Source organism: Chloroflexus sp. (assembly GCF_034434295.1).
In the GTDB taxonomy this organism is placed as follows: domain Bacteria; phylum Chloroflexota; class Chloroflexia; order Chloroflexales; family Chloroflexaceae; genus Chloroflexus.
In genome coordinates, this window is record NZ_DAOTZQ010000048.1 from 1 (window position 1) to 21858 (window position 21858).

Consider the following 21858-nt stretch of genomic DNA (forward strand, 5'->3'; position numbering starts at 1 on the left):
TCGGGAATGGTTTCCATAGTCTATAGTGATTTTCAAGATTTGTCAAGTGTTTACGAAATTTTACGAATATGGTGGGGAGCGAAAGAACGTCGTAACCGCTTCTCCATCACCGATACTGGGTGGGAAGCGGATCGGGAGCATCTCCCTCGTACATTCATGAGAGTCGCGTGCTGTTGGATGATCGCGGTATTCGGTTATATCAAATCCGGTGCATGAGCGTTTATAACCCGTGGTCCGACAATCCCTTTGCCACCACGCCTGAGCGCGGACGCACAGAACCGGCGTTGTCGCTCAGCCCGCAGTAGTCTCCCGTGTTGGCGAGGATACTGTTGCCAGCTCGGGTTGTCCGTGGCGCAGCATTTGGCGTGCGGTAGCCACGCTGTCGCATGGCCGTGCCCGTGCTCAGGTTCGGGGTTCAGTGGCTTCCTCGTGGTTCACGGAGCCGACGGGCGTATAGAGCACCTCCAGCGTTGCCGCTCAGCCCGCAGCGGTCTCCCGTTTCGGTGAGGATACCGTTGCCAGCCAAGGTTGTCCGTGGCGCAGCATTTGGCGTGCGGTAGCCACGCCGTCGCATGGCCGTGCTCGTGCTCAGGTTCGGGTCGCAGTGGTTTCCCTGCCGGTTACTAAGGATGACATACGGCCAGATCACGTCTGTCAGACTTGACCATCTTCCGCGCTCATCCCGCGAACGCGGTACAGGTAATGGACGATTGCAGGCGGGAAGCCCATCCCTCAGAACGCGACAATCGTCATCACCGCACTGATAAACAGCAACGAGTCCAGTAGTCGTGATGCACCGTATCAGATGTGATGTTACCCTACACAAACCACGTCGCACCGGTTCTGCGCTTTCCTCCCCGACCGGTCGCGAACAGCGAACACGTTCGCAAAGCCAGACGCTCTACCGCAACACCCTGCGCAGGGTTGTGATGTGAGGGAACAGGACAGGCTTGCCCAGGTGTCATCCGCTTGCAACAGCATCGACTCGTCAGGATCGTGGCATTAGCGTTCACCCTTGCCCTTGATGTAAAAACCGGCATCCAGAATCATCGGCATATCAGAGGTCATTTCATCTGCCAAAAGACCACTTCGACGTGTACAATATGACACATGCATAAACCGATGTCTTACAGCGGATTTTCATTCGGCTGATCACACCACATTCCTTCTCAGACAACTGTCTGTTGTCACGTAGGTAGGAAGGAATTAGCAGGAACATTCAGCACGACTGCTGATCCCTTGTGTGCTTCTAGCTGGTATTTCTGGTGGGGGGAATTGCCTTTGCTTACATGATTTGACCATCACTTTGGAAACGGGAACTTGAGCATGTTTGACCAGTATGGAGCCGAGACATGAGTAATGTGAATGTGCAACCTTGTCAGGTAGAACACTTGTTCATCCTCGTAGGCGCTAACCCATTGCCAAACTACGTAGCGGCCAAGCTACTACTCAAGTCTGGTGGGCATCTCTACCCGGTTCACACCCGTGAGACTAAGGAGATTGCTGATCGCTTGATCGCGACGCTGGTGTCGGCAGCAAACGCGACCATGATTCAAGTTGACGAAGCGAATACCGAAGATGTTTTCAAGCAAGTAAAAGGATATGTCGGAGGGAAGCAAGATGTAGGTTTAAACTACACTGGTGGCACCAAAACAATGGCCGTCCACGCTTATCGGGCAGTGAAGGAGGCTTGTCCAGGGGCGGTATTTAGTTATCTGGATGCAAAGACGCTCTCACTCTTCATCGAGAAGAATGGACAAAATATAAATATATCTGTAGCCCGTGCGCTTCGCCTCTCGCTATCAGATATGCTGTCTCTGCACGGTTACAGCCTTCACAAGGTACGCCGAACTCCGGTTCAATCTGAAATCTGTACGGCGCTGGCAAATGTACATAGCAGTGCGAATGCCCTCAACGAGTGGAGAAGTTGGTGTAGCCAAAAACCACTGAATAATCTTCCCGATCCTTCGCAATACACGCTGCTTGGAGGTGTAATTCAAGCCTTTCATCGTCTGGGAAATGGCAGCGCTACACCAGCGCTTGTTGCCCGGGCATTGAATCCGAAATGGACATGTTTGGAACAGTGTCGCAAATGGTTCTTAGGCGATTGGTTGGAAGAATATGCCCTGTGGGCTTGCATTCAAGCTAAGTCTAAAGACGAGAATCTATTTGACGATTTTGGCATTGATCTGCAACCACAGGGTCCAAAGAAGCGAGCCTTCCAGTTTGATGTGGCAATCGTGCGTGGATACCAGTTATTTGCTATCTCCTGTATCGCTTCTGAAAAGAAGGAAAAGTGCAAGGAACACTTGTTTGAAGCCTATGTCCGCGCCCGGCAGATGGGTGGGGAAGAGGCACGGGTAGGACTGGTTTGCTGTGCACCTGAAAACAATCCTGATAGCAGTCCCTCCGTGATTCAGACTGAAATCGAGGAATCCTGGGATGCACAGGGCAAAGTGCGTGTTTTTGGTGCTGAACACCTGCCAGATTTGCCAAGCCATTTGCAAGATTGGTTCAACTCTCAGCCGTGATAATAAGGGGAGAATCAATGCCTAGATTGATCGTTACTGCTGTAGACACTACCGGCATTCAGAACTACATTTTCGGCAGCAACGTGCTTAAGCACAACGTAGGTGCCTCCTATCTGATAAGCTGTGCCACACAGGACTGGGTTTATGAAGAATTAGTAGCTCTGGGTCCTACCAATATAGACCAGAAAGGCCATTTCAACTCACAGACTATTGAAGAAGATAAACATAGACTTACGTCCGAACTAGTTTACGCTGGCGGCGGCAACACCGTTATTCTCTTCCAATCGCAGGACACAGCCCTCGAATTCACCCGCCGTCTGACTCGCCGTGTATTAACCCAGGCTCCCGGTTTACAACTGGTGGTTTGCCATACCGAGTTCAATTGGGAGTCTGAAGCGCTATCTCAGGTGGTGCAAGTCGTTCTGGAAAAAGTAAGCCAGAAGAAGCGTAATCTTACGGTCTCTACACCGCTCCTGGGTCTGAGCGTAACAGCAGATTGCCAGTACACCGGTCTGCCGGCTGTGGGAAAAAATAAAGATGATAAGCGAATCTCCGCCGAGATCCAGGCTAAAGAGATCGCTTTTGAAACTGCCCACAGTACTCTGACCCAGTTATTACCTCTGAATGGTTATGAAATACCCAAAGATTTTGATGATTTTGGCCGTACCAGGGGAGAGTCTAGTTACATTGGCGTGATCCATACCGATGGCAACGGAATGGGCAAGCGAGTTGCGGCTATTGCCAATAGATACCCCCGTCCTGAAGATAACCGGTCGTATATCCAGGCCATCCGTGACTTTTCGCAATCGGTCAAACAGGCGGCTCAGGACGCCCTGGTTGCCACATACAACCAGCTTATCCAGAGTATAGATCCGAATAACAAGATCGGCGGTGTCGTTCCAATTCGTGATCGGAAACTTCCCCTACGCCCGATAGTGATGGGTGGCGACGATGTGACCTTCGTCTGTGATGGACGACTGGCCCTGACCCTGACCGAGTTTTATCTGCGACAGGTCACTGCCAAACCTCTGTCTGATGACAGGTCACTCTCGGTTCGGGCTGGGATTGCCGTCGTTAAGTCTCATTTTCCCTTCGCCCGGGCCTATACATTGGCTGAGGATCTGACCCGTTCTGCAAAGGAATATATCAAGGAACGAGCCGCCCCTCCATTCAATGAACAGGACCTTTCGGCAATGGACTGGCACTTTGCCGTTAGCGGAGTGACGCTGAATTTGCAGCAAATTCGTCAGCAGGAATACACCGTTCCCGGTGGCCAGTTAACGATGCGTCCATTACGTTTGGTTTCATCGAGCAACGATTGGCGTTCCTGGGAAACCTTTACAAACATCATCAACGATTTCCGCTCAGACAAATGGATCGAACGGCGCAACAAGATCATAGCCCTACGGGATGCCCTGCGCAAAGGAGAAGAGGCAGTTAGAGCATTCTTGCAAGTCCATGCACTTCCAGACCTCCCGGTCATTCCTGGAAACCCTGATTCGGCCAAGATCGGTTGGGTTGGAAAGCGTTGTGTCTGCTTTGATGCGATTGAAGCTCTGGAGTTCTTTGTACCGTTATAAGGTGGTCAATAATGAGGACGTATTGGCTAAAATTTACCCTGAAAAGTGATGCTACTTTTGGGCGCGGTGATGGCGTTGCTGGTGTGGTAGATAGCGAAGTTCAGCATGACAGGTACGGCTTGCCTTACCTGAGTGGACGCACACTCAAGGGCTTGCTTGGTGAAGAGTGTGCTGGTATTCTCTTCGCCCTCGAACAACAGGGTAAGGCAAAACCCTGGTATGAAGCGGCGCAAAGGCTGTTCGGTTCCCCAGGCAGTGGAGCGGCTGAACAATCGCTGATGCATGTAGGAGACGCTCGTATTCCAAAGGAACTGTATCAGGCCGTTGAGCGTGGGATTGCACGCGGTGAATTGACCCGCGAGCAGGTCTTGCACTCACTCACGGCCATCCGGCGCCAAACGGTGATGAATGTCGAGACGGGTGCACCACAGCAGGAAACCCTACGCTCAATGCGTGTTATTCTGCGCGAAACGCCCTTTGAGGCAGAACTTTCTTTTTGGGTTGAACCTCCGTCTGATGATCTCGCGTTACTGGCGGCATGTATCAAAGCATGGCGAAGAGCTGGAACGGGACGTAACCGGGGACGCGGAGAACTGGTCGCCCGACTGTACGATGCTCAGGGCAAAGATATCACAGACTGCTATTTTGCCCACTTTAAAGAAGTGGTCCAGCAGGAGATAAGCCAATGAAAGCCTTGACCTTTGAACTTCATCTGGTAGAGCCGTTGCTGGCGACCCGTCTGGGTGGTGGCGATCCCAACAGTGCGGTGGGATTTGAGTTTATTCCCGGCAGCATGATCCGGGGCATGCTCATTGCCCGGTACACGAAGCAGCATTCGGCAGATGCCGCCAACCCTGATTTTCGTCGTCTTTTCATAGATGGCAGCACGCTATTCCTGAATGCCTACCCCAGGATATGGGGAAAGCGCACTTTACCCACGCCATTCTCCTGGTGCAGGGATAAGGATACGGAAGCGCCACTGTATGATTTTGCTGTGTCCCCCCCGAATGATAACCGACAGTGGAAAAGAGTAAATGAACCCTTCTGTTACTTGTGGCAGAGCAAGGAGGATGGAGTCTCGACCAGTAAGGTCGAACTGTATAGTCCTGATCGTCAGCTCAACATCCATACAGCGCGAAAAGAACGACAGCGTCTTGTCAAAGGTGAAAGCACGGTGTTTCGCTATGACGCTCTTGCGCCAGGACAGGTCTTTTGTGGTGTCATCCTGTCCAATCAGGACAAAGACCTGGAAATCCTGAAGCAGTGGTTATTGGAGGGCGAGAGTGTCAGTTTGGGTGGTTCGCATCTGGCTGGCTATGGACGAGCACGGCTTGAGCATGTGCAGATCCAGGACGGTTGGCAGGAATATAACCCCATAGGCGAGGACTCGAATGATATTGTGGTTACTCTTTTGAGCGACGCCCTGATCCGCGATCCACAGACTGGAGCATATGTCTCCAGTCTGCAACCAATTTTGGGCGCGACGAAAGCGGCCTTTGTGGGAAGGCGCATAGTAGGTGGCTTCAACCGCAAATGGAATTTACCCCTGCCCCAAACGCTGGCGATTCAAGCCGGCAGCGTGTTTGTCTATCCGAATAATCCCGACTTGTTGCAAAGGTTGAAAGCACTGGAGATAACCGGTATCGGTGAGCGGCGTGCTGAAGGGTTTGGTCGGATCGCCGTCAATTGGCACGGGGCAGCAGAAATCCGAGTAGTTGAGGCACCTCTACCCTCAAAGCCATTGCCTGCCGCTCTGCAAGACGATACAAGTGTCTCCCTGGCACGGCGAATGGCTGAGCGGATGCTACGAGAGCGACTGGATCAGGATTTGATCAGCGCTATTAACCAACACACCCTATCGAATCCACCAAGCAATGCCCAGCTCTCGCGGATACGTATTGTCGCACGGCAGGCTCTTGCCCAGAGTAATCCGCAGATTATCATCGAGTATCTGAAAAAGATGAAGAAGACCGCCAGCGATCAATTTCAGCGCGCCCGCATTAACAATCAAAGCCTCGATAAGTGGCTGCAAGAGCTGGCGAGTGAGCCTAAAAAGATGTGGCAAAACGTGGGACGCATCAATATAGGCGGCATTCAACCCGAATTGACCAACGCGCTAGCGCTAGAGTATACCATCCGTTTGATAGATCAGGTTTTGCGTAAGGCCCAGAAGGAGGCTCACCATGACTGAGGCACACTGGCAGGAGAGCCGCCAAATCGTTGAACGGATCGTTGTAAGCGGAGATCTGGTACTGGAAACACCAGCCTGCTTCAGTAGTGGCGAAGGTGGCAGCCTTACTGACATTCCTCTGATGCTGGATCCACTGGAGGGCCGTGGTCTGTTAACCGGATCATCCATCGTCGGAGCTTTGCGCACATATCTGCGGCAAAGGGAATGCGGTTACTGGAACGGGGGTAAGCCTGAAGCTTTGCATAACCTGCTCTTCGGCTATCAGCGCGATGCTGAAGGGGAGCAGAGCTGGCTTATCACTTATGACGTTCTCAGTGAACGGCCTCAAGTGGAGTTGCGGAATGGTGTGACCCTTGATCCCAAAACACGTGCTGCGGAAGCCAGGAAACTGTACGATATTGAATTGCTGGAAGCCGGAACCCGCTTTCCCGTGAGGATTGAGTTGCTAATCCCAGAAGGAAATCACAAGCCCCTGCTTCAGGGACTGGCCATTGCTCTGCAAGGACTAGAACAGGGTGAAATTGCTCTAGGTGTGCGCAAACGGCGCGGTTTTGGACAATGCCGCGTAACCGAGTGGCGAGTGGTACGCTACGATCTGACAACGACGGAAGGATTGCTGGCCTGGCTTGAGCAAAGCGGTGAACCACAGATTGGAACACACATTGCCGACTTGCTACAAGTACAGGCTGATTTAGACCAGCGAGAGGTTTTCATCATAGATGCTATTTTTGGCCTGGATAGCTCACTACTTATTCGCTCCGGTCAGGGTGAAGCTGACGAACCAGATATGGTACATCTGCGCTCCAGGCGTAATGGCCAACTCAAACCGATTCTGAGCGGTACAAGCCTGGCAGGTGCCTTGCGCACACGTGCATTGCGCATTGCTCAGACGTTAGGAGAAAAGTCTCAAGCCGAGAAACTCGTCAATGAGCTGTTTGGTGTACGTATTCATTCCTCACGAGATAAGCCCACTGCCAGTCGTCTGGTTACAGCCGAAACTGAAATCGTTTCACCGCTAAACCTGGTTCAGACGAGAGTCAAGATTGATCGTTTCACAGGCGGTTCGTATCCCACTGCGCTATTTAACGAACAGCCGGTTTGGGGAAAAGGAGACACCGCAATTACTGTCAGGATAACTATTCAGCGACCTACCCCGGCACAGATCGGGCTGGTCTTGCTGTTGCTTAAGGATCTGTGGACTGGCGATTTGCCGTTGGGCGGCGAGATCGGCGTGGGACGTGGACGGCTCACCGGCAAGAGGGTAACCCTGACCTACAAACCGGTCGGGGAGAGTGAAATGCAGCACTGGACTATTACCCAAGATGGTAATGGTCTGCAAGTTGAGGGAGATCAGGACTGCCTGGAAGGGTTCGTCACCGCTTTTGTAAAGCAGGTGGAGCAATGAAATACGAAATCAAAACCGGACAGTATCAGTTTCAATACTTGCCTGTTTCAATGAACCTGGAAACAGAACTGCAATCCTGGTTGGACGCTCAGGCAAGAATTTATCAACTGAACTGGTTATTAGCCCACGCTGACGACGGCGTTATCTGGGGGGAGCTACGCAACGATGGTCTGCATCTATCCAGGGATATTTTTCCTAAAATCTCTCCTCCATTACGGGCGGTGACGTTGCAACAGGTGCGTTTGTTTGGTTAAGCCGCTGAACTTTTGCTGTGGCGGGATGGATCAATATGGCAGGCGCGAGTGATTCAGGATGGAGCTGGGGAACCGTGCGAGTATTACGACGAAAGTCATTTGCTGTGGGGAGATCGGGCAGAGGGACAAAAAGATGGCTTCTTGTTGTTGCGCCAGGGCAGTGAGGGACTATGCCATACGCCGCCATTGCCCCAGACTGCTCAACTTCCTGCGCAACTCCTGGTGCGTCACTATCTGGCCTATGATGCAGACGGGCAGGCGTATGTTGCCTTTAGCCGATTGATTGCTCTCCAATAGGGAGGTTTAGAATGAACCCCAAACATCACAATCCGACGATGAAGCGCCGTGATAAAGATGGAAACGAATTTTGGGCCCATGCGCCGTACAACTTTGTGCCTCTACCGGAGAAGGTCGTCACGGTGGATGCCGAGGCAATTCCCAGTCACGACGTTTACACCGAGTACACCGGCTACATTGACTGTATCCTGGAAACCCGTTCGCCGTTGTACACCCGCTGCGCGATGAGTCCGGACTTCTTCAAAGAATGGGCCGAGCGAATCCAAAAAATGATGCGTGACGATACAGCACGGAACAAATATGCCCAATTCTTTCACCTGGACGACGCTCAGACCCCAGTCATCCCAGGCAGTAGTCTACGCGGGATGGTGCGAACCCTGGTTGAGATTGTTGGGTATGGCAAGATGCAGTGGGTAACGGGTGAACCGCTAGTCTTTCGGGCTGTAGGAGACACTACCAGTCTGGGTAACTATTACCGTGGTCGTTTATTGAGCGACGATGGCAACAAACACTTCACTCCATTGATGCGAGCAGGGTATCTGGAAGGGCAGGGAGGTCGCTGGTTTATCAGGCCCGCTCAAGCTAGAGGTGGGACTACATTCGCACGCATTAGTATGAAGCAAATTCCAGAGGGGGAATTGGAAAGGTGGCATGACTGCGGGAATGCTTACCGCCTGTGGGTCAAGTTGGGAACGTATGCCTATCAGCCAGTGCGCGGCGGGTTTCTGTATTTGAAGTACACACCGGTATTGGAAGCACGTGCACAAAGCGATCCCGAATTCCAGGAAGTCGTTTTAGCCTGTAGCGGTCGAATGAATAGCAAGCAGAGAGAGGTGGTGGTTTTCCCGCCCGATCCTTCTGCAAAGTTGATAGAGATTAGTGATGATCTTGTTCGCGCATATAGAGACCAAATTACACAAGGACAACGGAATTTGCTGGGCACTGATGGAGCACTGAATCCTTATCAGCCTATCTTCTACTTGCTTGACGACGAAGACAAACTGGTTTTCTTCGGACACGTAATGTTGTTCCGATTACCGTACAACCGGTCTCCTCTTGACCTAGTACCCAAATGGTTGCGTTCGGCAGATTCGATAGATTTGCCGGAGGCAATCTTTGGATTTGTGCCACAAGGAAAAGAGGATCTCCGACAGGCTCGCGCAGGGCGAGTATTCTTCACGGAAGCCCGCTTGGAGCCACAACAAGCTAGTGTGTGGGAGGCGCAGGTCACGCCTAAAATCCTGAGTGGACCAAAGCCAACAACCTTTCAGCATTACCTCACCCAACAAGAGCCAGATGAAGTAGATTCTGGTAAACGCTATAAGAACGGCAATCCTAAAATGGAGTTACGGCTTGATCACTACGCCAGTCCACCACCTCACGAAACAGTTATTCGTGGTCATAAACTTTACTGGCATCGAGATGCGGCCACCCTTTGTCAAGTGCAGGAAACAAGTCCAGTAGATTGGCCAACCGATACCCAACATACCTCGATCAGACCAGTCAAAGCTGACGTGCGTTTCCGCTTTCGCATCTACTTTGAAAACTTGCGTGATTTTGAACTGGGTGCACTACTCTGGGCGCTCGTTTTGCCCGGAGAAGATGGTAAGGATTATTGCCACAGTCTGGGGATGGGCAAACCGCTGGGAATGGGCGCGGTTAAGATCACGCCAACGCTTTACCTGAGTGACCGAAAGAGTCGCTATCGCCGGCTATTTGGCGAGACCGATTGGCATAGCGACGAAAGAGAAGAAAAGAACATTGAGCAGTTTATCCGCGCCTTTGAAAACTTCATCCTCCAGAGAATGGATACTCAGGAGCGCGGCCAGGCGCAATCCCTCAAAGAGGTGGAACGCATCAAGATGCTGCTCAAGATGCTGGAATGGCCTGGGCCAGATCGTCAACTGACAGAGTATATGACCATCGAGCCGATTAATGAGTACAAAGAGCGGCCGGTCTTGCCTGATCCGCTACATATTGGGGAACCTCTTGGAAATACCTTTCCTTCGACTGTCAGGCAGGTGGTAAAGCCAAGAGCCAAAGGTAAACGAAAGAAACGGAATAGAAGATGATTTTCCTGAAACCAGATATAGAGTAGGACATACTGAAGGCAAGCTATGTAATTAGCTATAATCCAGGCCAGGGAGGATAGTGTCAGACCAACTATTCCCACCTCATAGCTTGTCCCGTACAACCAACAACCCCTCATTACACCCAGACAATACCTTAATGCTCTGGTCGTCAGTAACTATGGCTGAAGAAGACAGCAGTATCATTGTGAGTAGGTGAAAGCATTGCCATCGCCTACTCACCCCCCGGCACCTCCTCATTCATATCGTTCCCGGCAAGTCGCTGAAAGGGATGAAGGCGTCGTCTCGTTTGACGTGTAAAAGCCGTGCTTCCACTTCAAACATTTCCTACCATACCACACCCTGAACAGCCACATCATGCCGTATCAGGCCATACAATGTGCAACAGCATCGGGGGTGAGCCACACCTCACACACCTGTCGCTAAAGCAGTTGACCGTACCGACACGTGGATATTGCCTCACCCCCCCCACCTGCCCACTACCAGTTGTTGAGACAGTTTCTCTGTGTTTGTCAAAAAATCATTGACATCTGCCACAACCTGTAATACCATGGAGATTACCCTTCTGCCGGGAAGGGGTGTTTTATCTTTCTCTTAGAAAGCGCATGGTTTTGAGCGATGAGCCACCGTTACCGCTGGTTGCTCCTGGCAGGTGTGGTTGTCGCATTGTTAAGTGGTTGTCTTTCGACATTGCCAACGAATATTGATGTGAACGGACCATTACCAGCTACACTGCCACCACTGGCACAAACGCTGCGCGCTTCAGCGGTGCCGATGCTGTTGCCGTCGGCGTCGGTTACTGTTGCCCCGGTTGTGACGCAGACCGCAACTGCTGCGCTTATTGTGGCGACGCCGCAACCTCCTACTGTTGTACCGCCAACGCCAACTATTCCTCCAGCACCAACCCTCGTGCTGCCGACATTACCCTCGCTCTCGCCGGAAGAACGCTGGCGCGCCCAGCAGTTGGACCGGCAAATTTTTGATCCTCCTCGTTTATACAATACGAAACGAAGTGAACTTTACTGGTATGATCCAGTAAACCAACAAAAAGTTCTCCTTGGTATTTTAAGTGGTGATTTTATGGTCCAGGCAACGTTCACATTTCGTGAAGATGGCCAGCCTGCGCTTGAAGTGCCGTATGAAGTGAATCGTGGTTATGGTATTACCGCGCTTTCACCCGCTGTACTCGAACGGATTCGGGCTGCCGGATACTCCGACTGGATTGAGACGTTCGTTTTTTTGACTCCTGATGTGCAAACTAATAAGTAGCTAAATGGCAGGTTGCAAAACCGTTACTGTGTGGTAGTATAATGGGTTTCGCCTTTGTCGGCATTGTTGGCAATCGTTATTTTTAGTAGTAAGGAAACCGCCGTGAGCAGTCGCTATCTGGAAATGGTGCGCGGACAACGTCGCCGGGGTGGATGGCAGTTCACCTCAAAGTCGCTGCTGGCTATTCTTGCGTTCATTGCCATGATAGGCTCTGCCGTCTACTGGTGGGGGGTTCAGAGCCAGTTGACCGGTAATTGGATTATCGCTGCTGCCTATACCGCTATTCTGGTATTGGCACCACCAAGCCTGATGTCGTTCCTGATCCCGTGGTCACCTGGTGGCATGCTCCTCCAGAAGATTAATGCGCGGACCTGGGGATACGTTGCGGTGATGATTGCCGCCCTTTACCTTGTCTATTACTCGTTTGAGATTCAGTGGACCTGGTGGGCTTCGCAACCGGTTGTGCAAAGTACCGGTCTGGTTATTCAACAGGTGCTGATTGGTATTATTGGCTTCATTATCATCCCTGCCCTGCTCTGGACGCCGGTCACTTCGGAAGAGCTGGTTGAGCAGGTGCGTCAGGCACATCTTGTACGTCGGTATGAATTGCAAACCCAGGCCGATATTGCCATTCTCCGTGCCACCCTGCTCCGTGCTCAAGAGAAGGCACTCATCGGTTTTGCCAATCTGACAGTGCAGGAACGGGAAGAATTGGCGGCAGTGATGCGCGGTCTGGTCAAAGGCATTGATGCGACCCTCCGTGATATTGGTGAGAGTGTGAAAACGGTGAGTGGGGCAACCATTCCGTTTAACAGTCTCGAAGATAACGAGGATATTAGACAGTATCTCGATTTTGTCGCCGAGACGTTGACCGAGAATTCGCTCTTGCCACGTCGTGCATCTGCCACCGGGCAACACGAAGCGGTAACGCGCCAGATTTCACAACGCGACCAGGAAGAGTATTATGAGGATGATCGGCGAACCCGTGCGCTCAGGCAACGGTAAGGTGGTCTGGTATGCGCGGCTACCGTTTTACAACCGATGACCGGCTTCCTGAACGCGATCTTGCTGAGCTTGCCGATGAGCTGGCGATTCAGTTGCATTATGCGCTCGGAGAGCGGGTTTGTCTTTTGCCGCGAAGTGATGTGGCCGAGCTGATCTGGCCGTATATCGATGATCTCCATCCCGCTGATCAGAACGATTTGGTCTGGCTCGTCTGGCACCTTTTTCAGGAAGCACGCGAGCTAAGTGAAGAATAAGCTGCACAAGCCATGACCACCGTTCGCCGCCTGGGGATTTATGGAGGTACGTTCGACCCAATCCATTTCGGTCATCTCGCCATTGCCGAAGAAGTGCGCTGGGTCTGTGACCTTGATCAGGTTCTCCTGATTCCGGCTGCTGCCCAGCCTCTGAAGCCGGCCCACGGCGCTGCCCCCCATCACCGGTTGGCGATGGTGCGTCTGGCGTGTGCCGGAAATGCTGCGCTGGTTCCCTCGGCGCTTGAATTGGAGCGCCCACCACCCTCGTATACTATCGATACGCTCCGCATCTGTCGGGAGCGCTACGGTGTTGAAGTGCATCTCACCCTTATCGTTGGTGCCGATGCTGCCGGTGACTTACCCCACTGGCGCGATCCGGATCAGATTGCCCGTATCGCCCATCTGGCAGTTGTTGAACGGCCCGGACATCTCTTTGATCCGGCAACCCTGCTGGCTGCCGTGCCCGCTTTTACTGATCGGATAACGGTAATTAAGGGGCCTCAACTCGCTATCTCAAGCACCGATCTGCGCCACCGCCTTGCCACCGGTCGTCCGGTACGCTACCAGTTGCCAGACGCCGTTCTTGATTACATTACTCGCCATCGCCTGTATCAAGCCGAGGAAGCATGACCGATAGCACTGCCCATCTGCTTAGAAGAACCACCGCTGATTGGGGTCTATCGCTGAACGATCACCAACTGGCGCAGTTTGAACGCTATCTGGACGAGCTGATGACCTGGAACGAACGCTTTAACCTGACTGCCGTTCGTGACCGGGCTGCGATGGTTCGCCGGCATCTACTTGACTCGCTCTGGTTGGCCCGACTCTGGGAAACGCCACCGGATAGTTTGATCGATATTGGGAGTGGTGCCGGCTTTCCAGCGCTACCGCTCAAAATCCTCTATCCTGCACTGCCGGTTACTCTGGTAGAGGCTACCGGCAAAAAGGCCACGTTTTTGCGTCACGTCATTGATTGCCTTCAGTTGAGCAATATTCGGGTGTTAAACGAGCGCATTGAAACCGTCGGCCAAAACCCGACCGAACGCGAACATTATCAGGTGGTGACTGCTCGTGCCGTCGCCGAATTACGGGTGTTACTCGAATACGCCTTGCCACTCTTGCGCCTCGGTGGGCACCTGCTTGCCCCCAAGGGGCGGTATCCAGAAGCAGAAATTGCTGCTGCCCAAACGGCCCTTGCCCTGCTTGGTGGCGAAGTCAGCGCCTGCCTGCCGGTCGAGATTCCTGATGAAGAGCCGCGTAGTCTGGTGATTGTAACCAAAACTGCTCCTACTCCCAACCGCTTCCCCCGCGCCGTTGGCATCCCGGCGCGTCGGCCTTTGTAGAGAGTAATACCCGCCGGCATGAGCGTATGTCGTGCGTCACTCAAACCCCAACGTCACCCCGACGCTCCACCTGATCACCGTCGTGAACAAGACCAGCACTCCCTGGGAATGTGCGCCTCCGGCTCACTCCTCGCCCTGCACAGCATCCTCCCGCCCCCAGCGGGGGCGGGCTAGGGTGGGGGCGCGCCTCCGGCTCGCTCCTCGCCCTGCACAGCATCCTCCCGCCCCCAGCGGGGGCGGGCTGGGGTGGGGGCGTGCTGCATCGCTGAGCGCAGCGCCGGCGTGATCCGCTTGCTCCCCATCACCCTGGCGCTGCATTTGCGTGCGGATGGCTCGAACCGGTCTAGCAAATCTGTTTTAATCGAAGCCATCGCTCGTGATGGAGGCTGTCTGTTAGGCTGAACGCCACGACGTTACATGCAACACCGGATGGCGTAACCGCATGAACGATGTGGGGAGCAGCCAGTTCCTGTAGACGGGCTACGTTACGTCTCACAGGAGCAACCCGGGTTATATCCCTCCTCTGTGTCCTCCGTGTCTCTGTGGTGATAAAGGTGGCAACTTGGGTTATCGATCAAACTTTGCCCTCTGCCGCCGGCTTGGCGTGCGGAAGCTGTGTTGTATCTCTCTCTCACGACCTCTGGCCAACCGTGAGTACGTTGCAACTTATCTGCCTTTTGACTCGTACAGATCAAGGGTTGTAGAAGCGGGATCGGCGTGCTACAATGCAGGCAGCGTCTTATCTCCGGGCACGTATCTCTACAGCCAGCGTCTGTTTCATATCGCAACCAAAGGAGGAGCGTCCATGTCCATTCTCGGTCGAATTAAAGATTTGATCAGTGCCAACATTAACGCCATGCTCGACAAAGCGGAGGATCCGGAGAAGATGGCGAACGAGTACCTGCGCCAGTTGACGAACGAGCTATATGAGGCTCGAACGGGGGTTGCCCAGGCAATGGCTGATGAAACCCGCCTCGAACAGCGCCGTATTGCTGCCGAGGGTGAAGCCGAGCAGTGGCAAATTAAGGCCGAGCGTGCGTTGCGTGCCGGTGACGAAGCATTGGCCAAAGCAGCACTGGCGCGTAAGGTGCAGGCACAGAAACTGGCCGAGCAATACCGTGCCCAGGAAAAGGCTCAGGAAGAACAGGTGGAAGCTCTCCAGCAGGCGTTAATTGACCTCGAAACCCGGATCGCTGAGGTTAAGGCACGCAAAGAGCTGATTATCGCTAAAAAGAACCGTGCGCAGACCCAAGAGGCACTTCAGCGCACAGCGGCTTCGATTGGCCGGGTCAGTGCCCTGGATAAGCTCGATCAGCTTGAAGAAAAGGTAGATGATCGCTTGGCCCGCGCTGAAGCAATGGCGAAACTGGAAGGGGACTCGCTCGAAGCACGTTTCCGTAATCTGGAGAAGGAGACCGAGGTGGATAGCGAGCTGGCTGAGCTGAAGCGTAAACTCGGCCTGAGCTGATTGATATACATTTCCAATGCACCTGGTGATGGGGCGGGCTGATGCTCGCCCCATTGCTACAGCTTACACCGCCGGCTCGTAACAGGTTCGGCAACGTGCTTCATACATGTCAAGCCCACCTACCACAATGGTGGGTGCATCGGCGGGAGCCGGTTTGCCGTCAATTAATCGTTGTGACCGGGTTGCGTAGGCACCGCACTTCACACAAATGGCGTATAGCTTGTCTACCTGCTCGGCGAGCGCTAGCAGATGCATCATGGCCGGAAATGGCTCGGCGCGATAATTCAGATCAAGGCCGGCTACAATCACTCGCACACCGCGATTGGCCAGCCATTGACACCCACGTACCATTTCGGCCGGATCGTCATCAAAGAGGTGCAATTCATCAATGGCCACAACCTGGACATCCTGGGCATGGGCCAGAATGTCCTTCATGGTCGCCACTGTAATTGCCTCGAGCCGGCTCCCGCTATGGCTTGCCACCTGCCCCTCGGCATAGCGCGTATCCATCCGCGGTGTGAAGATGCGGTACGACTGGCGGGCAATCCGTACCTGACGCATTCGTCGAATGAGTTCCTCGGTCTTCCCGCTATACATACAGCCGCAAATCACCTCGATGCGGCCACCATCGCTTGGGCGCGTCATCACTCCTCCTGAAATTGTAGTATCCTATGGGCAGTGTTGCCCATCAATTTGCGGAGTATACCATACCATGTCACGACAGACAGAAGACGAACGATTGTTACACACCGATCCCTACCGGCAGGTTCACGATTTTACCCATACAGATACCTGGCGGGTCTTGCGTATTATGGGTGAATTTGTCGAGGGTTTCGAGAATATGGCCGGCCTGGGGCCTGCCGTCTCGATCTTTGGTTCGGCCCGCATTCCACCGGCATCACCAATCTACGCTGCGGCTACCGAGACGGCCCGCCTGCTTGCCCAGGCCGGGTTTACGATCATCACCGGTGGTGGCCCCGGTCTGATGGAAGCGGCGAATAAGGGTGCGCGTGCTGGTGGTGGCCGCTCGGTTGGGTGTACGATTGAATTGCCATTTGAAACCGGAGCCAATCCTTTTGTTGATCTGGAAGTGCGTTTTCGCTATTTCTTCATTCGCAAAATTATGTTTGTTAAGTATGCCCAGGCATTTGTGATCTTTCCCGGTGGTTTTGGTACCCTTGACGAGTTGTTTGAAGCGTTAACGCTTATTCAAACCGGAAAAATTCACGACTTTCCGGTTATTCTGTACGGCTCCGATTTCTGGCAGGGGATGCTTGATTGGGTGCGCAATACGCTGCTCGCCCATGGCACGATTACCCAAACTGATATTGATCGGTTACTGATCTGCGATGACCCCCAACAGATTTGTGCGCATGTTGTGCAATCGTACCAGCATCGACACGGCAAGCGAGGAACTGAACCGTGGACACACTAACCTGGCCGGCCAGTGCGGAGCTTTGTGCGCTGTTGTTCCGCTACTATCGGGGTGAAGCGGGGCTGTGGGGCGAGATTATGGCCTGTGTTGATCAAGAACTGGCCCGCCGGCAATTGCCGCCGGCGCCGCGCCATGTTCGTTTCCGACGCATCGCCGACGGCTATCTGGTAGAGGTGAGATCGGCTGACGGATTCCAGGTTTGATACACATCTGCTCAATAATGCAGGGGCGGCCAATCGGTCGCCCCTGGGATTGGCTGTAATCTCACCGCCGGTACGCTACCCCCGTTCGACATACTGGCGGCGGTAGTATTCCAGATACTCCCCCGATTTAATCGGTCGCCACCAGGCTTCGTTCTCAACGAACCAGCGCACCGTCTTTTCAAGCGCTTCGTCGAAGGTATGGCGTGAACGCCAGCCTAACGCTCGTAATTTGGAGCAATCGAGCGCATAGCGCCGATCATGACCAGCCCGGTCGGTGACGTGCTGGATAAGACTGTATGGCTTGCCGAGAATATCGAGAATCTTGTGCGCCATTTCGATATTGGGCGTTTCGACCTCGGTGCCCACATTGTACACTTCCCCAATCTGACCTTTGTGCAGCACGAGATCAATCGCCTCGCAATGGTCGAGGACGTATTGATAATCGCGCACTTGCAGGCCATCGCCATAGATTGGCAGGGGCAGATTGTCAATCGCGTTGGTGGTGAAGAGTGGTACCGCCTTTTCCGGGTAGTGGTACGGCCCGATGTTGTTCGAGCCGCGTGTTATCGTCATTGGTACACCATAGGTGATGTAGTAGGCGTACACCAGATGCTCGGCCCCGGCCTTGCTGGCCGAGTAGGGGCTGCGCGGTTCGAGTGGATCACCCTCGCGTGACCGGCGTGGTGCCGGAATAGCGCCGTACACCTCATCGGTGCTAATCTGGTGAAATCGCTCAAGCTGGAACTCACGGGCTACTTCGAGTAGGGCCCAGGTGCCATTGACGTTGGTGCGCACGACGGCATCGGGTGCCATAATCGATCGATCAACGTGCGTTTCAGCGGCAAAATTAACGATGGTGTCGATGTTGTACGCACGTACAGTCTGTCGTACTGCATCAATATCACAAATATCGCCCTGCACAAAGGCAAAGCGTGGATCATTGGCAACCGGAGCCAGGTTAGCCAGATTACCGGCATACGTCAGCTTGTCGTACACCACAATCCGGTAATCATCGTATTTGCCAAGCATATAGTGGACAAAGTTACTGCCAATGAAACCGGCTCCACCGGTAATAAGCAGATTCCGCATAGGACGGCCTGTTCCTTTCATGTACCAGAATGATGACCTGCAACACCCTGCGTGCATTCGGTATACCCGCAATTGGGTTATAGCATACCGGATGCGCAGCACGATGACAACAACAGGTCATCATATTACACTTCAGTAAAAATGCGGTTCTTGGCCCGCGACTCGGCGGCCATACGCTCTTTGTACGCCTGTACACGCGCTAAGAGTTCTGGATCGGCACTCGCCAGAATCTGGACGGCCAGTAAACCGGCGTTGCGCCCGTTCCCGATCGCGACTGTGGCTACCGGCACTCCCGCTGGCATCTGCACAATCGAGAGTAACGAGTCGAGACCGTTGAGGGCCTTGCTGGGGACAGGCACCCCGATCACGGGCAAAGGTGAGTGCGCCGCAATCATGCCAGGTAAATGGGCTGCTCCGCCGGCCCCGGCAATGATCACCCGAATGCCGCGTTGGTGGGCTGTCATACCATATTCGGCCATATCGAGCGGGGTGCGATGGGCCGAGACAACCCGTGCTTCGTAGGGAATGGTGAATTCGCGACAGACATCAATTGCCCCCTGCATGGTTGGCAGATCACTGTCGCTGCCCATAATAATGCCTACTAATGGATGATCTGTCATCGCTCGTTCCTTATCCGCGAGAAATGCTGTATCTGGCCCAGAACGATTAATCATTGATGCCCGTCAGGCATCGTCACCAGCGCCGCCGCCTGACGGGCAATGGCTTCCGCTTCGGCCAGTGTTGACCCAAGCGCGGTGACGTGCCCCATCTTACGTCCAATGCGCTCCTCGCGCTTTCCATAAAAGTGCATATGGGCACCGGGTACTGCCAATGCTGCGGTAATCGCCGTTGGGGTAATCGGCCCATTGCGACGGCCAAGCAGGTTGACCATCACCGCTGCCGGTGAGCGGAGTGTAGTCGCACCCAACGGCCATCCGGCAACAGTGCGCAGGTGGTTCTCAAATTGCGAGGTTACGCACGCTTCAATCGTGTAGTGACCAGAGTTGTGGGGACGTGGCGCTAATTCATTGATCAGCACCTGACCATCGGCCAGGGCAAACAACTCAACCCCAAAAATACCCACCCCATCCACCGCCTGAATAGCCGCTACAGCCAGATCGGTCGCCAGTGCGGCCAGCTTTGCTTCAATCGGGGCCGGCGCTCGCACGATATGGCAAATGTGGTTTTGCTGTACCGTCTCTACCACGGGATAGGATGCAATGGCACCATCACGCCCACGTGCCACCATCACTGCCAGTTCACACGTAAAAGGTACCCACGCCTCCACCAGCAACGGACTACCACCGCGGGTAAGCCGTTCCCAGGCCGGCAGGGTATCTTCGGCGGTACGGAGTGTCGCATTGCCATAGCCATCATACCCGTTACGACGTGTCTTGAGCACGAGTGGCCAGCCGAACTCCCGTGCTACAGTGAGAACGTCATCCGGGGTCGCAACAGATCGAAACGGTGGTACGGCCAGGCCGGCAGCGGCCAGCCGTTCTTTCTGCCACAATTTATCCTGCACCACTGCCACCGTTGCCGGTGATGGCCAGACCGGTACTCCCTGAGCGACGACTCGTTCGAGCAGGCCGGCATCGATAAACTCGTTTTCCAGCGTCACAATATCGCACTGATGGGCAAACGTGGTTAGTACCGTCTCATCCTCCCAGGGGCCAACGATGGTGTGTTGGGTATAGCGCGCAGCTGGACTATCCGCAACCCGTTCGCAGATCACAATCTCAATCCCCAGCGAAATTGCCGCCTGGGTCAACATCTGGGCCAGTTGTCCACCACCAAAGATTCCAATACGCATATAGGTATTGAGCAATAAAGCCTCGTTTTAGTCTGAGTTGTCATGAATCTACGTCGGGTATAGTACCCTTAGAAGAGCGGATGTGCAAGCTGCCGGTAACAGCACAACTTCCGTTATAATACGAGAGGAATACTAAACCAGATCAAGGAGCTTTGTCGTATGTCGATCTCTTCGCGTAGCAATCGTCGTCGCTCAAATCAGCGTCCTGGCCCGGTACGACGCCCGGTTGCGCGTTCGATTGAGCCGCCTGATTACAGCCGTGAGTATGCCGATGTACGCCGTGATCTGTTCTGGATCACCGTGTGGGGTGGACTACTCACCATTGGGATGATCGTTGCTTCGTTTGTATTGTAGATATGTCCGAGACCAATGATCGTGTGCGGAGCAAAGCTGCTCGTCTCCGCCGCATTGAACACCAGCTCTACAACGCCCCCGATGGGCTGAGTGTGGTTGACCTGGCTCGACTATGTGGTGTCAATCGGCGCACCATCTATCGCGATCTCGACATCCTGAGCGAGAGTGGTGCGCCGATCTGGCAACACAACGGCAAATACGGGATCGACCGCAACGCCTATCTGGCAACAATCCGCCTGAACCTCAATGAAGCCGTTGCCCTGTTCTTTGCTGCTCGCCTCCTGAGCCATCACAGCGACGAACATAATCCCCATATCGTCTCGGCCCTCGATCAACTGGCCGCCGGTCTCCCTGATCAGACGATTGCCGGCCATATCGCCCGCCTCGCCAATCTCGTTCGCGAACGGCCACCCAGTCCGCATTACGTCGAAATCCTCGAACGACTGACCCGAGCGTGGGCAGATCGGCGTATGGTGCGGATTCGCTATCGAGCGCCTAACCGACCGGCAACCGAACGCGATATTGCCCCTTATTTTCTTGAAGTTGTGCGCATGACACCGGGCCTGTACGTCATAGGCTATGATCGTCTCCGTGATGATGTGCGCACCTTCAAGGTTGAGCGCATCGAACACGCCGAGTTACTCGACGAGCATTACCACATTCCTGATGGCTTCGATCCATACGACTATTTGGCGCGGGCATGGGCTGTTATGAGCGAAGCCGAGGTCTCGATCCATCTGCGTTTCACCCCCCAGGTTGCCCCCCGCATTCGCGAAAATCGCTGGCACCATAGCCAGCAGCTCATCGACAATGCTGATGGCGGTTGCGATCTTCACCTCACTGTTGGCGGTATTCGTGAGATTCTGAGTTGGGTCTTGAGTTGGGGCGCTGACGTTGAGGTATTGGCGCCAGAAGAATTGCGCAACGAAGTGATCAACCACGCCCGTCAGATGTTGGCGCACTATGTGTGATCAGGCTGTCCAGGCCAAAGAACACCGGCGCTAATGCTGCTTCCCCTCTGCGAGCGAACTGTGCGGGCATAGAAGCTGTGTCGTACATCCACGGAACAATGACCGGATGGCTTGAACGTGTTTCATAAAGCTGTACTGTCGTGCTACCGGATTGTCGGACAGGCTCATGAACGCTTGCCAATCATCAAAGCATATCCTGCTCCCAGCCCGCCGGTATGGAAGAGAGCAGCGCTGGCGACCATATAATGGTGGGAAGGTTGGACCAAACGAACGACTCAAATCGGCGACGGTGACGGTGCTTATGCA

The 21858-nt window shown here is 53.8% G+C and carries 23 protein-coding genes; 19 read left to right on the forward strand and 4 right to left on the reverse strand.

Annotation, left to right across the window (positions count from 1 at the left end; all coding sequences use genetic code 11):
- The 15 genes from VAE57_RS06920 to VAE57_RS06990 all read left to right on the forward strand — a co-directional run.
- Positions 1–216: hypothetical protein (locus VAE57_RS06920; RefSeq protein WP_322821156.1), on the forward strand; the 216-nt coding region annotated here is incomplete at its 5' end.
- Between the two features lie 1136 nt (positions 217–1352).
- Positions 1353–2531, forward strand: coding sequence for a hypothetical protein (locus VAE57_RS06925; protein WP_322821157.1), 1179 nt, complete (start codon positions 1353–1355; stop codon positions 2529–2531).
- Positions 2532–2548: 17 nt separating this feature from the next.
- A complete protein-coding gene (locus tag VAE57_RS06930; RefSeq protein WP_322821158.1) occupies positions 2549–4111 on the forward strand; it encodes a Cas10/Cmr2 second palm domain-containing protein in 1563 nt (520 codons plus the stop codon).
- A gap of 11 nt (positions 4112–4122) precedes the next feature.
- Positions 4123–4800: an RAMP superfamily CRISPR-associated protein gene (locus VAE57_RS06935; protein ID WP_322821159.1), complete on the forward strand. Its 678-nt coding sequence runs from the start codon at positions 4123–4125 to the stop codon at positions 4798–4800.
- Positions 4797–6302, forward strand: coding sequence for a hypothetical protein (locus tag VAE57_RS06940; RefSeq protein ID WP_322821160.1), 1506 nt, complete (start codon positions 4797–4799; stop codon positions 6300–6302). The genes VAE57_RS06935 and VAE57_RS06940 overlap by 4 nt, the downstream gene beginning before the upstream one ends.
- A complete protein-coding gene (locus VAE57_RS06945) occupies positions 6295–7707 on the forward strand; it encodes an RAMP superfamily CRISPR-associated protein (RefSeq protein WP_322821161.1) in 1413 nt (470 codons plus the stop codon). The genes VAE57_RS06940 and VAE57_RS06945 overlap by 8 nt, the downstream gene beginning before the upstream one ends.
- Positions 7704–7961: a hypothetical protein gene (locus VAE57_RS06950; RefSeq protein WP_322821162.1), complete on the forward strand. Its 258-nt coding sequence runs from the start codon at positions 7704–7706 to the stop codon at positions 7959–7961. The genes VAE57_RS06945 and VAE57_RS06950 overlap by 4 nt, the downstream gene beginning before the upstream one ends.
- Positions 7962–7973: 12 nt before the next feature.
- Positions 7974–8258: a CRISPR-associated protein Csx19 gene (gene csx19, locus VAE57_RS06955; RefSeq protein WP_322821163.1), complete on the forward strand. Its 285-nt coding sequence runs from the start codon at positions 7974–7976 to the stop codon at positions 8256–8258.
- Positions 8259–8269: 11 nt separating this feature from the next.
- On the forward strand, positions 8270–10330 hold the full coding sequence (locus tag VAE57_RS06960; RefSeq protein ID WP_322821164.1) for a TIGR03986 family CRISPR-associated RAMP protein: 2061 nt from the start codon (positions 8270–8272) through the stop codon (positions 10328–10330).
- A gap of 636 nt (positions 10331–10966) precedes the next feature.
- Complete coding sequence (locus tag VAE57_RS06965; RefSeq protein ID WP_322821165.1) at positions 10967–11617, forward strand: hypothetical protein; 651 nt, start codon at positions 10967–10969, stop codon at positions 11615–11617.
- Between the two features lie 102 nt (positions 11618–11719).
- Complete coding sequence (locus VAE57_RS06970) at positions 11720–12622, forward strand: hypothetical protein (protein ID WP_287158279.1); 903 nt, start codon at positions 11720–11722, stop codon at positions 12620–12622.
- Between the two features lie 11 nt (positions 12623–12633).
- Positions 12634–12876, forward strand: coding sequence for a hypothetical protein (locus tag VAE57_RS06975; RefSeq protein WP_322821166.1), 243 nt, complete (start codon positions 12634–12636; stop codon positions 12874–12876).
- A 12-nt stretch (positions 12877–12888) separates the two neighbouring features.
- Positions 12889–13506 (forward strand): nicotinate-nucleotide adenylyltransferase, encoded by a 618-nt coding sequence (gene nadD / locus VAE57_RS06980; protein WP_322821167.1) that lies wholly within the window; start codon positions 12889–12891, stop codon positions 13504–13506.
- Positions 13503–14219: a 16S rRNA (guanine(527)-N(7))-methyltransferase RsmG gene (gene rsmG, locus VAE57_RS06985; RefSeq protein WP_322821168.1), complete on the forward strand. Its 717-nt coding sequence runs from the start codon at positions 13503–13505 to the stop codon at positions 14217–14219. Before nadD ends, rsmG begins: the two co-directional genes overlap by 4 nt.
- Positions 14220–15024: 805 nt before the next feature.
- Entirely contained in the window at positions 15025–15687 is a 663-nt protein-coding gene (locus VAE57_RS06990) for a PspA/IM30 family protein (protein ID WP_066784737.1), read from the forward strand.
- A gap of 63 nt (positions 15688–15750) precedes the next feature.
- Here VAE57_RS06990 and VAE57_RS06995 read toward each other — a convergent pair whose 3' ends face one another.
- The gene (locus VAE57_RS06995) at positions 15751–16332 is read right to left on the reverse strand and encodes a thymidine kinase (RefSeq protein ID WP_322821169.1); all 582 of its coding nucleotides are present in this window, start codon (positions 16330–16332) and stop codon (positions 15751–15753) included.
- Positions 16333–16399: 67 nt separating this feature from the next.
- Between VAE57_RS06995 and VAE57_RS07000 the strand changes: the two genes are divergently transcribed.
- Together VAE57_RS07000 and VAE57_RS07005 are read left to right on the forward strand one after the other, a co-directional pair.
- On the forward strand, positions 16400–17122 hold the full coding sequence (locus VAE57_RS07000; protein WP_322821170.1) for a TIGR00730 family Rossman fold protein: 723 nt from the start codon (positions 16400–16402) through the stop codon (positions 17120–17122).
- Entirely contained in the window at positions 17110–17325 is a 216-nt protein-coding gene (locus VAE57_RS07005) for a hypothetical protein (protein WP_322821171.1), read from the forward strand. The genes VAE57_RS07000 and VAE57_RS07005 overlap by 13 nt, the downstream gene beginning before the upstream one ends.
- 75 nt (positions 17326–17400) lie before the next feature.
- Here VAE57_RS07005 and rfbB read toward each other — a convergent pair whose 3' ends face one another.
- The 3 genes from rfbB to VAE57_RS07020 all read right to left on the reverse strand — a co-directional run bounded on the left by rfbB (position 17401) and on the right by VAE57_RS07020 (position 20227).
- A complete protein-coding gene (gene rfbB / locus VAE57_RS07010; RefSeq protein ID WP_322821172.1) occupies positions 17401–18414 on the reverse strand; it encodes a dTDP-glucose 4,6-dehydratase in 1014 nt (337 codons plus the stop codon).
- 125 nt (positions 18415–18539) lie between these two features.
- On the reverse strand, positions 18540–19034 hold the full coding sequence (gene purE, locus VAE57_RS07015; RefSeq protein ID WP_322821173.1) for a 5-(carboxyamino)imidazole ribonucleotide mutase: 495 nt from the start codon (positions 19032–19034) through the stop codon (positions 18540–18542).
- A gap of 50 nt (positions 19035–19084) precedes the next feature.
- Positions 19085–20227 (reverse strand): 5-(carboxyamino)imidazole ribonucleotide synthase, encoded by a 1143-nt coding sequence (locus tag VAE57_RS07020; protein WP_322821174.1) that lies wholly within the window; start codon positions 20225–20227, stop codon positions 19085–19087.
- Between the two features lie 159 nt (positions 20228–20386).
- Between VAE57_RS07020 and VAE57_RS07025 the strand changes: the two genes are divergently transcribed.
- A complete protein-coding gene (locus VAE57_RS07025; protein ID WP_322821175.1) occupies positions 20387–20581 on the forward strand; it encodes a hypothetical protein in 195 nt (64 codons plus the stop codon).
- A 2-nt stretch (positions 20582–20583) separates the two neighbouring features.
- The gene (locus VAE57_RS07030) at positions 20584–21552 is read left to right on the forward strand and encodes a helix-turn-helix transcriptional regulator (RefSeq protein WP_322821176.1); all 969 of its coding nucleotides are present in this window, start codon (positions 20584–20586) and stop codon (positions 21550–21552) included.
- The last annotated feature ends 306 nt before the right edge of the window (positions 21553–21858 follow it).

Excerpts from the sequence above, each read along its gene's own strand:
- VAE57_RS07000 (WP_322821170.1), top strand. The coding sequence starts at position 16,400 with ATGTCACGACAGACAGAAGACGAACGATTGTTACACACCGATCCCTAC.
- VAE57_RS06925 (WP_322821157.1), top strand. The coding sequence starts at position 1,353 with ATGAGTAATGTGAATGTGCAACCTTGTCAGGTAGAACACTTGTTCATC.
- VAE57_RS06990 (WP_066784737.1), top strand. The coding sequence starts at position 15,025 with ATGTCCATTCTCGGTCGAATTAAAGATTTGATCAGTGCCAACATTAAC.
- VAE57_RS06930 (WP_322821158.1), top strand. The coding sequence starts at position 2,549 with ATGCCTAGATTGATCGTTACTGCTGTAGACACTACCGGCATTCAGAAC.
- VAE57_RS06995 (WP_322821169.1), bottom strand. The coding sequence starts at position 16,332 with ATGACGCGCCCAAGCGATGGTGGCCGCATCGAGGTGATTTGCGGCTGT.
- VAE57_RS06965 (WP_322821165.1), top strand. The coding sequence starts at position 10,967 with ATGAGCCACCGTTACCGCTGGTTGCTCCTGGCAGGTGTGGTTGTCGCA.
- VAE57_RS06945 (WP_322821161.1), top strand. The coding sequence starts at position 6,295 with ATGACTGAGGCACACTGGCAGGAGAGCCGCCAAATCGTTGAACGGATC.
- VAE57_RS06935 (WP_322821159.1), top strand. The coding sequence starts at position 4,123 with ATGAGGACGTATTGGCTAAAATTTACCCTGAAAAGTGATGCTACTTTT.
- VAE57_RS06950 (WP_322821162.1), top strand. The coding sequence starts at position 7,704 with ATGAAATACGAAATCAAAACCGGACAGTATCAGTTTCAATACTTGCCT.
- VAE57_RS06975 (WP_322821166.1), top strand. The coding sequence starts at position 12,634 with ATGCGCGGCTACCGTTTTACAACCGATGACCGGCTTCCTGAACGCGAT.
- VAE57_RS06960 (WP_322821164.1), top strand. The coding sequence starts at position 8,270 with ATGAACCCCAAACATCACAATCCGACGATGAAGCGCCGTGATAAAGAT.
- VAE57_RS07025 (WP_322821175.1), top strand. The coding sequence starts at position 20,387 with ATGTCGATCTCTTCGCGTAGCAATCGTCGTCGCTCAAATCAGCGTCCT.
- rfbB (WP_322821172.1), bottom strand. The coding sequence starts at position 18,414 with ATGCGGAATCTGCTTATTACCGGTGGAGCCGGTTTCATTGGCAGTAAC.
- nadD (WP_322821167.1), top strand. The coding sequence starts at position 12,889 with ATGACCACCGTTCGCCGCCTGGGGATTTATGGAGGTACGTTCGACCCA.
- purE (WP_322821173.1), bottom strand. The coding sequence starts at position 19,034 with ATGACAGATCATCCATTAGTAGGCATTATTATGGGCAGCGACAGTGAT.
- VAE57_RS06940 (WP_322821160.1), top strand. The coding sequence starts at position 4,797 with ATGAAAGCCTTGACCTTTGAACTTCATCTGGTAGAGCCGTTGCTGGCG.
- VAE57_RS07020 (WP_322821174.1), bottom strand. The coding sequence starts at position 20,227 with ATGCGTATTGGAATCTTTGGTGGTGGACAACTGGCCCAGATGTTGACC.
- rsmG (WP_322821168.1), top strand. The coding sequence starts at position 13,503 with ATGACCGATAGCACTGCCCATCTGCTTAGAAGAACCACCGCTGATTGG.
- VAE57_RS07030 (WP_322821176.1), top strand. The coding sequence starts at position 20,584 with ATGTCCGAGACCAATGATCGTGTGCGGAGCAAAGCTGCTCGTCTCCGC.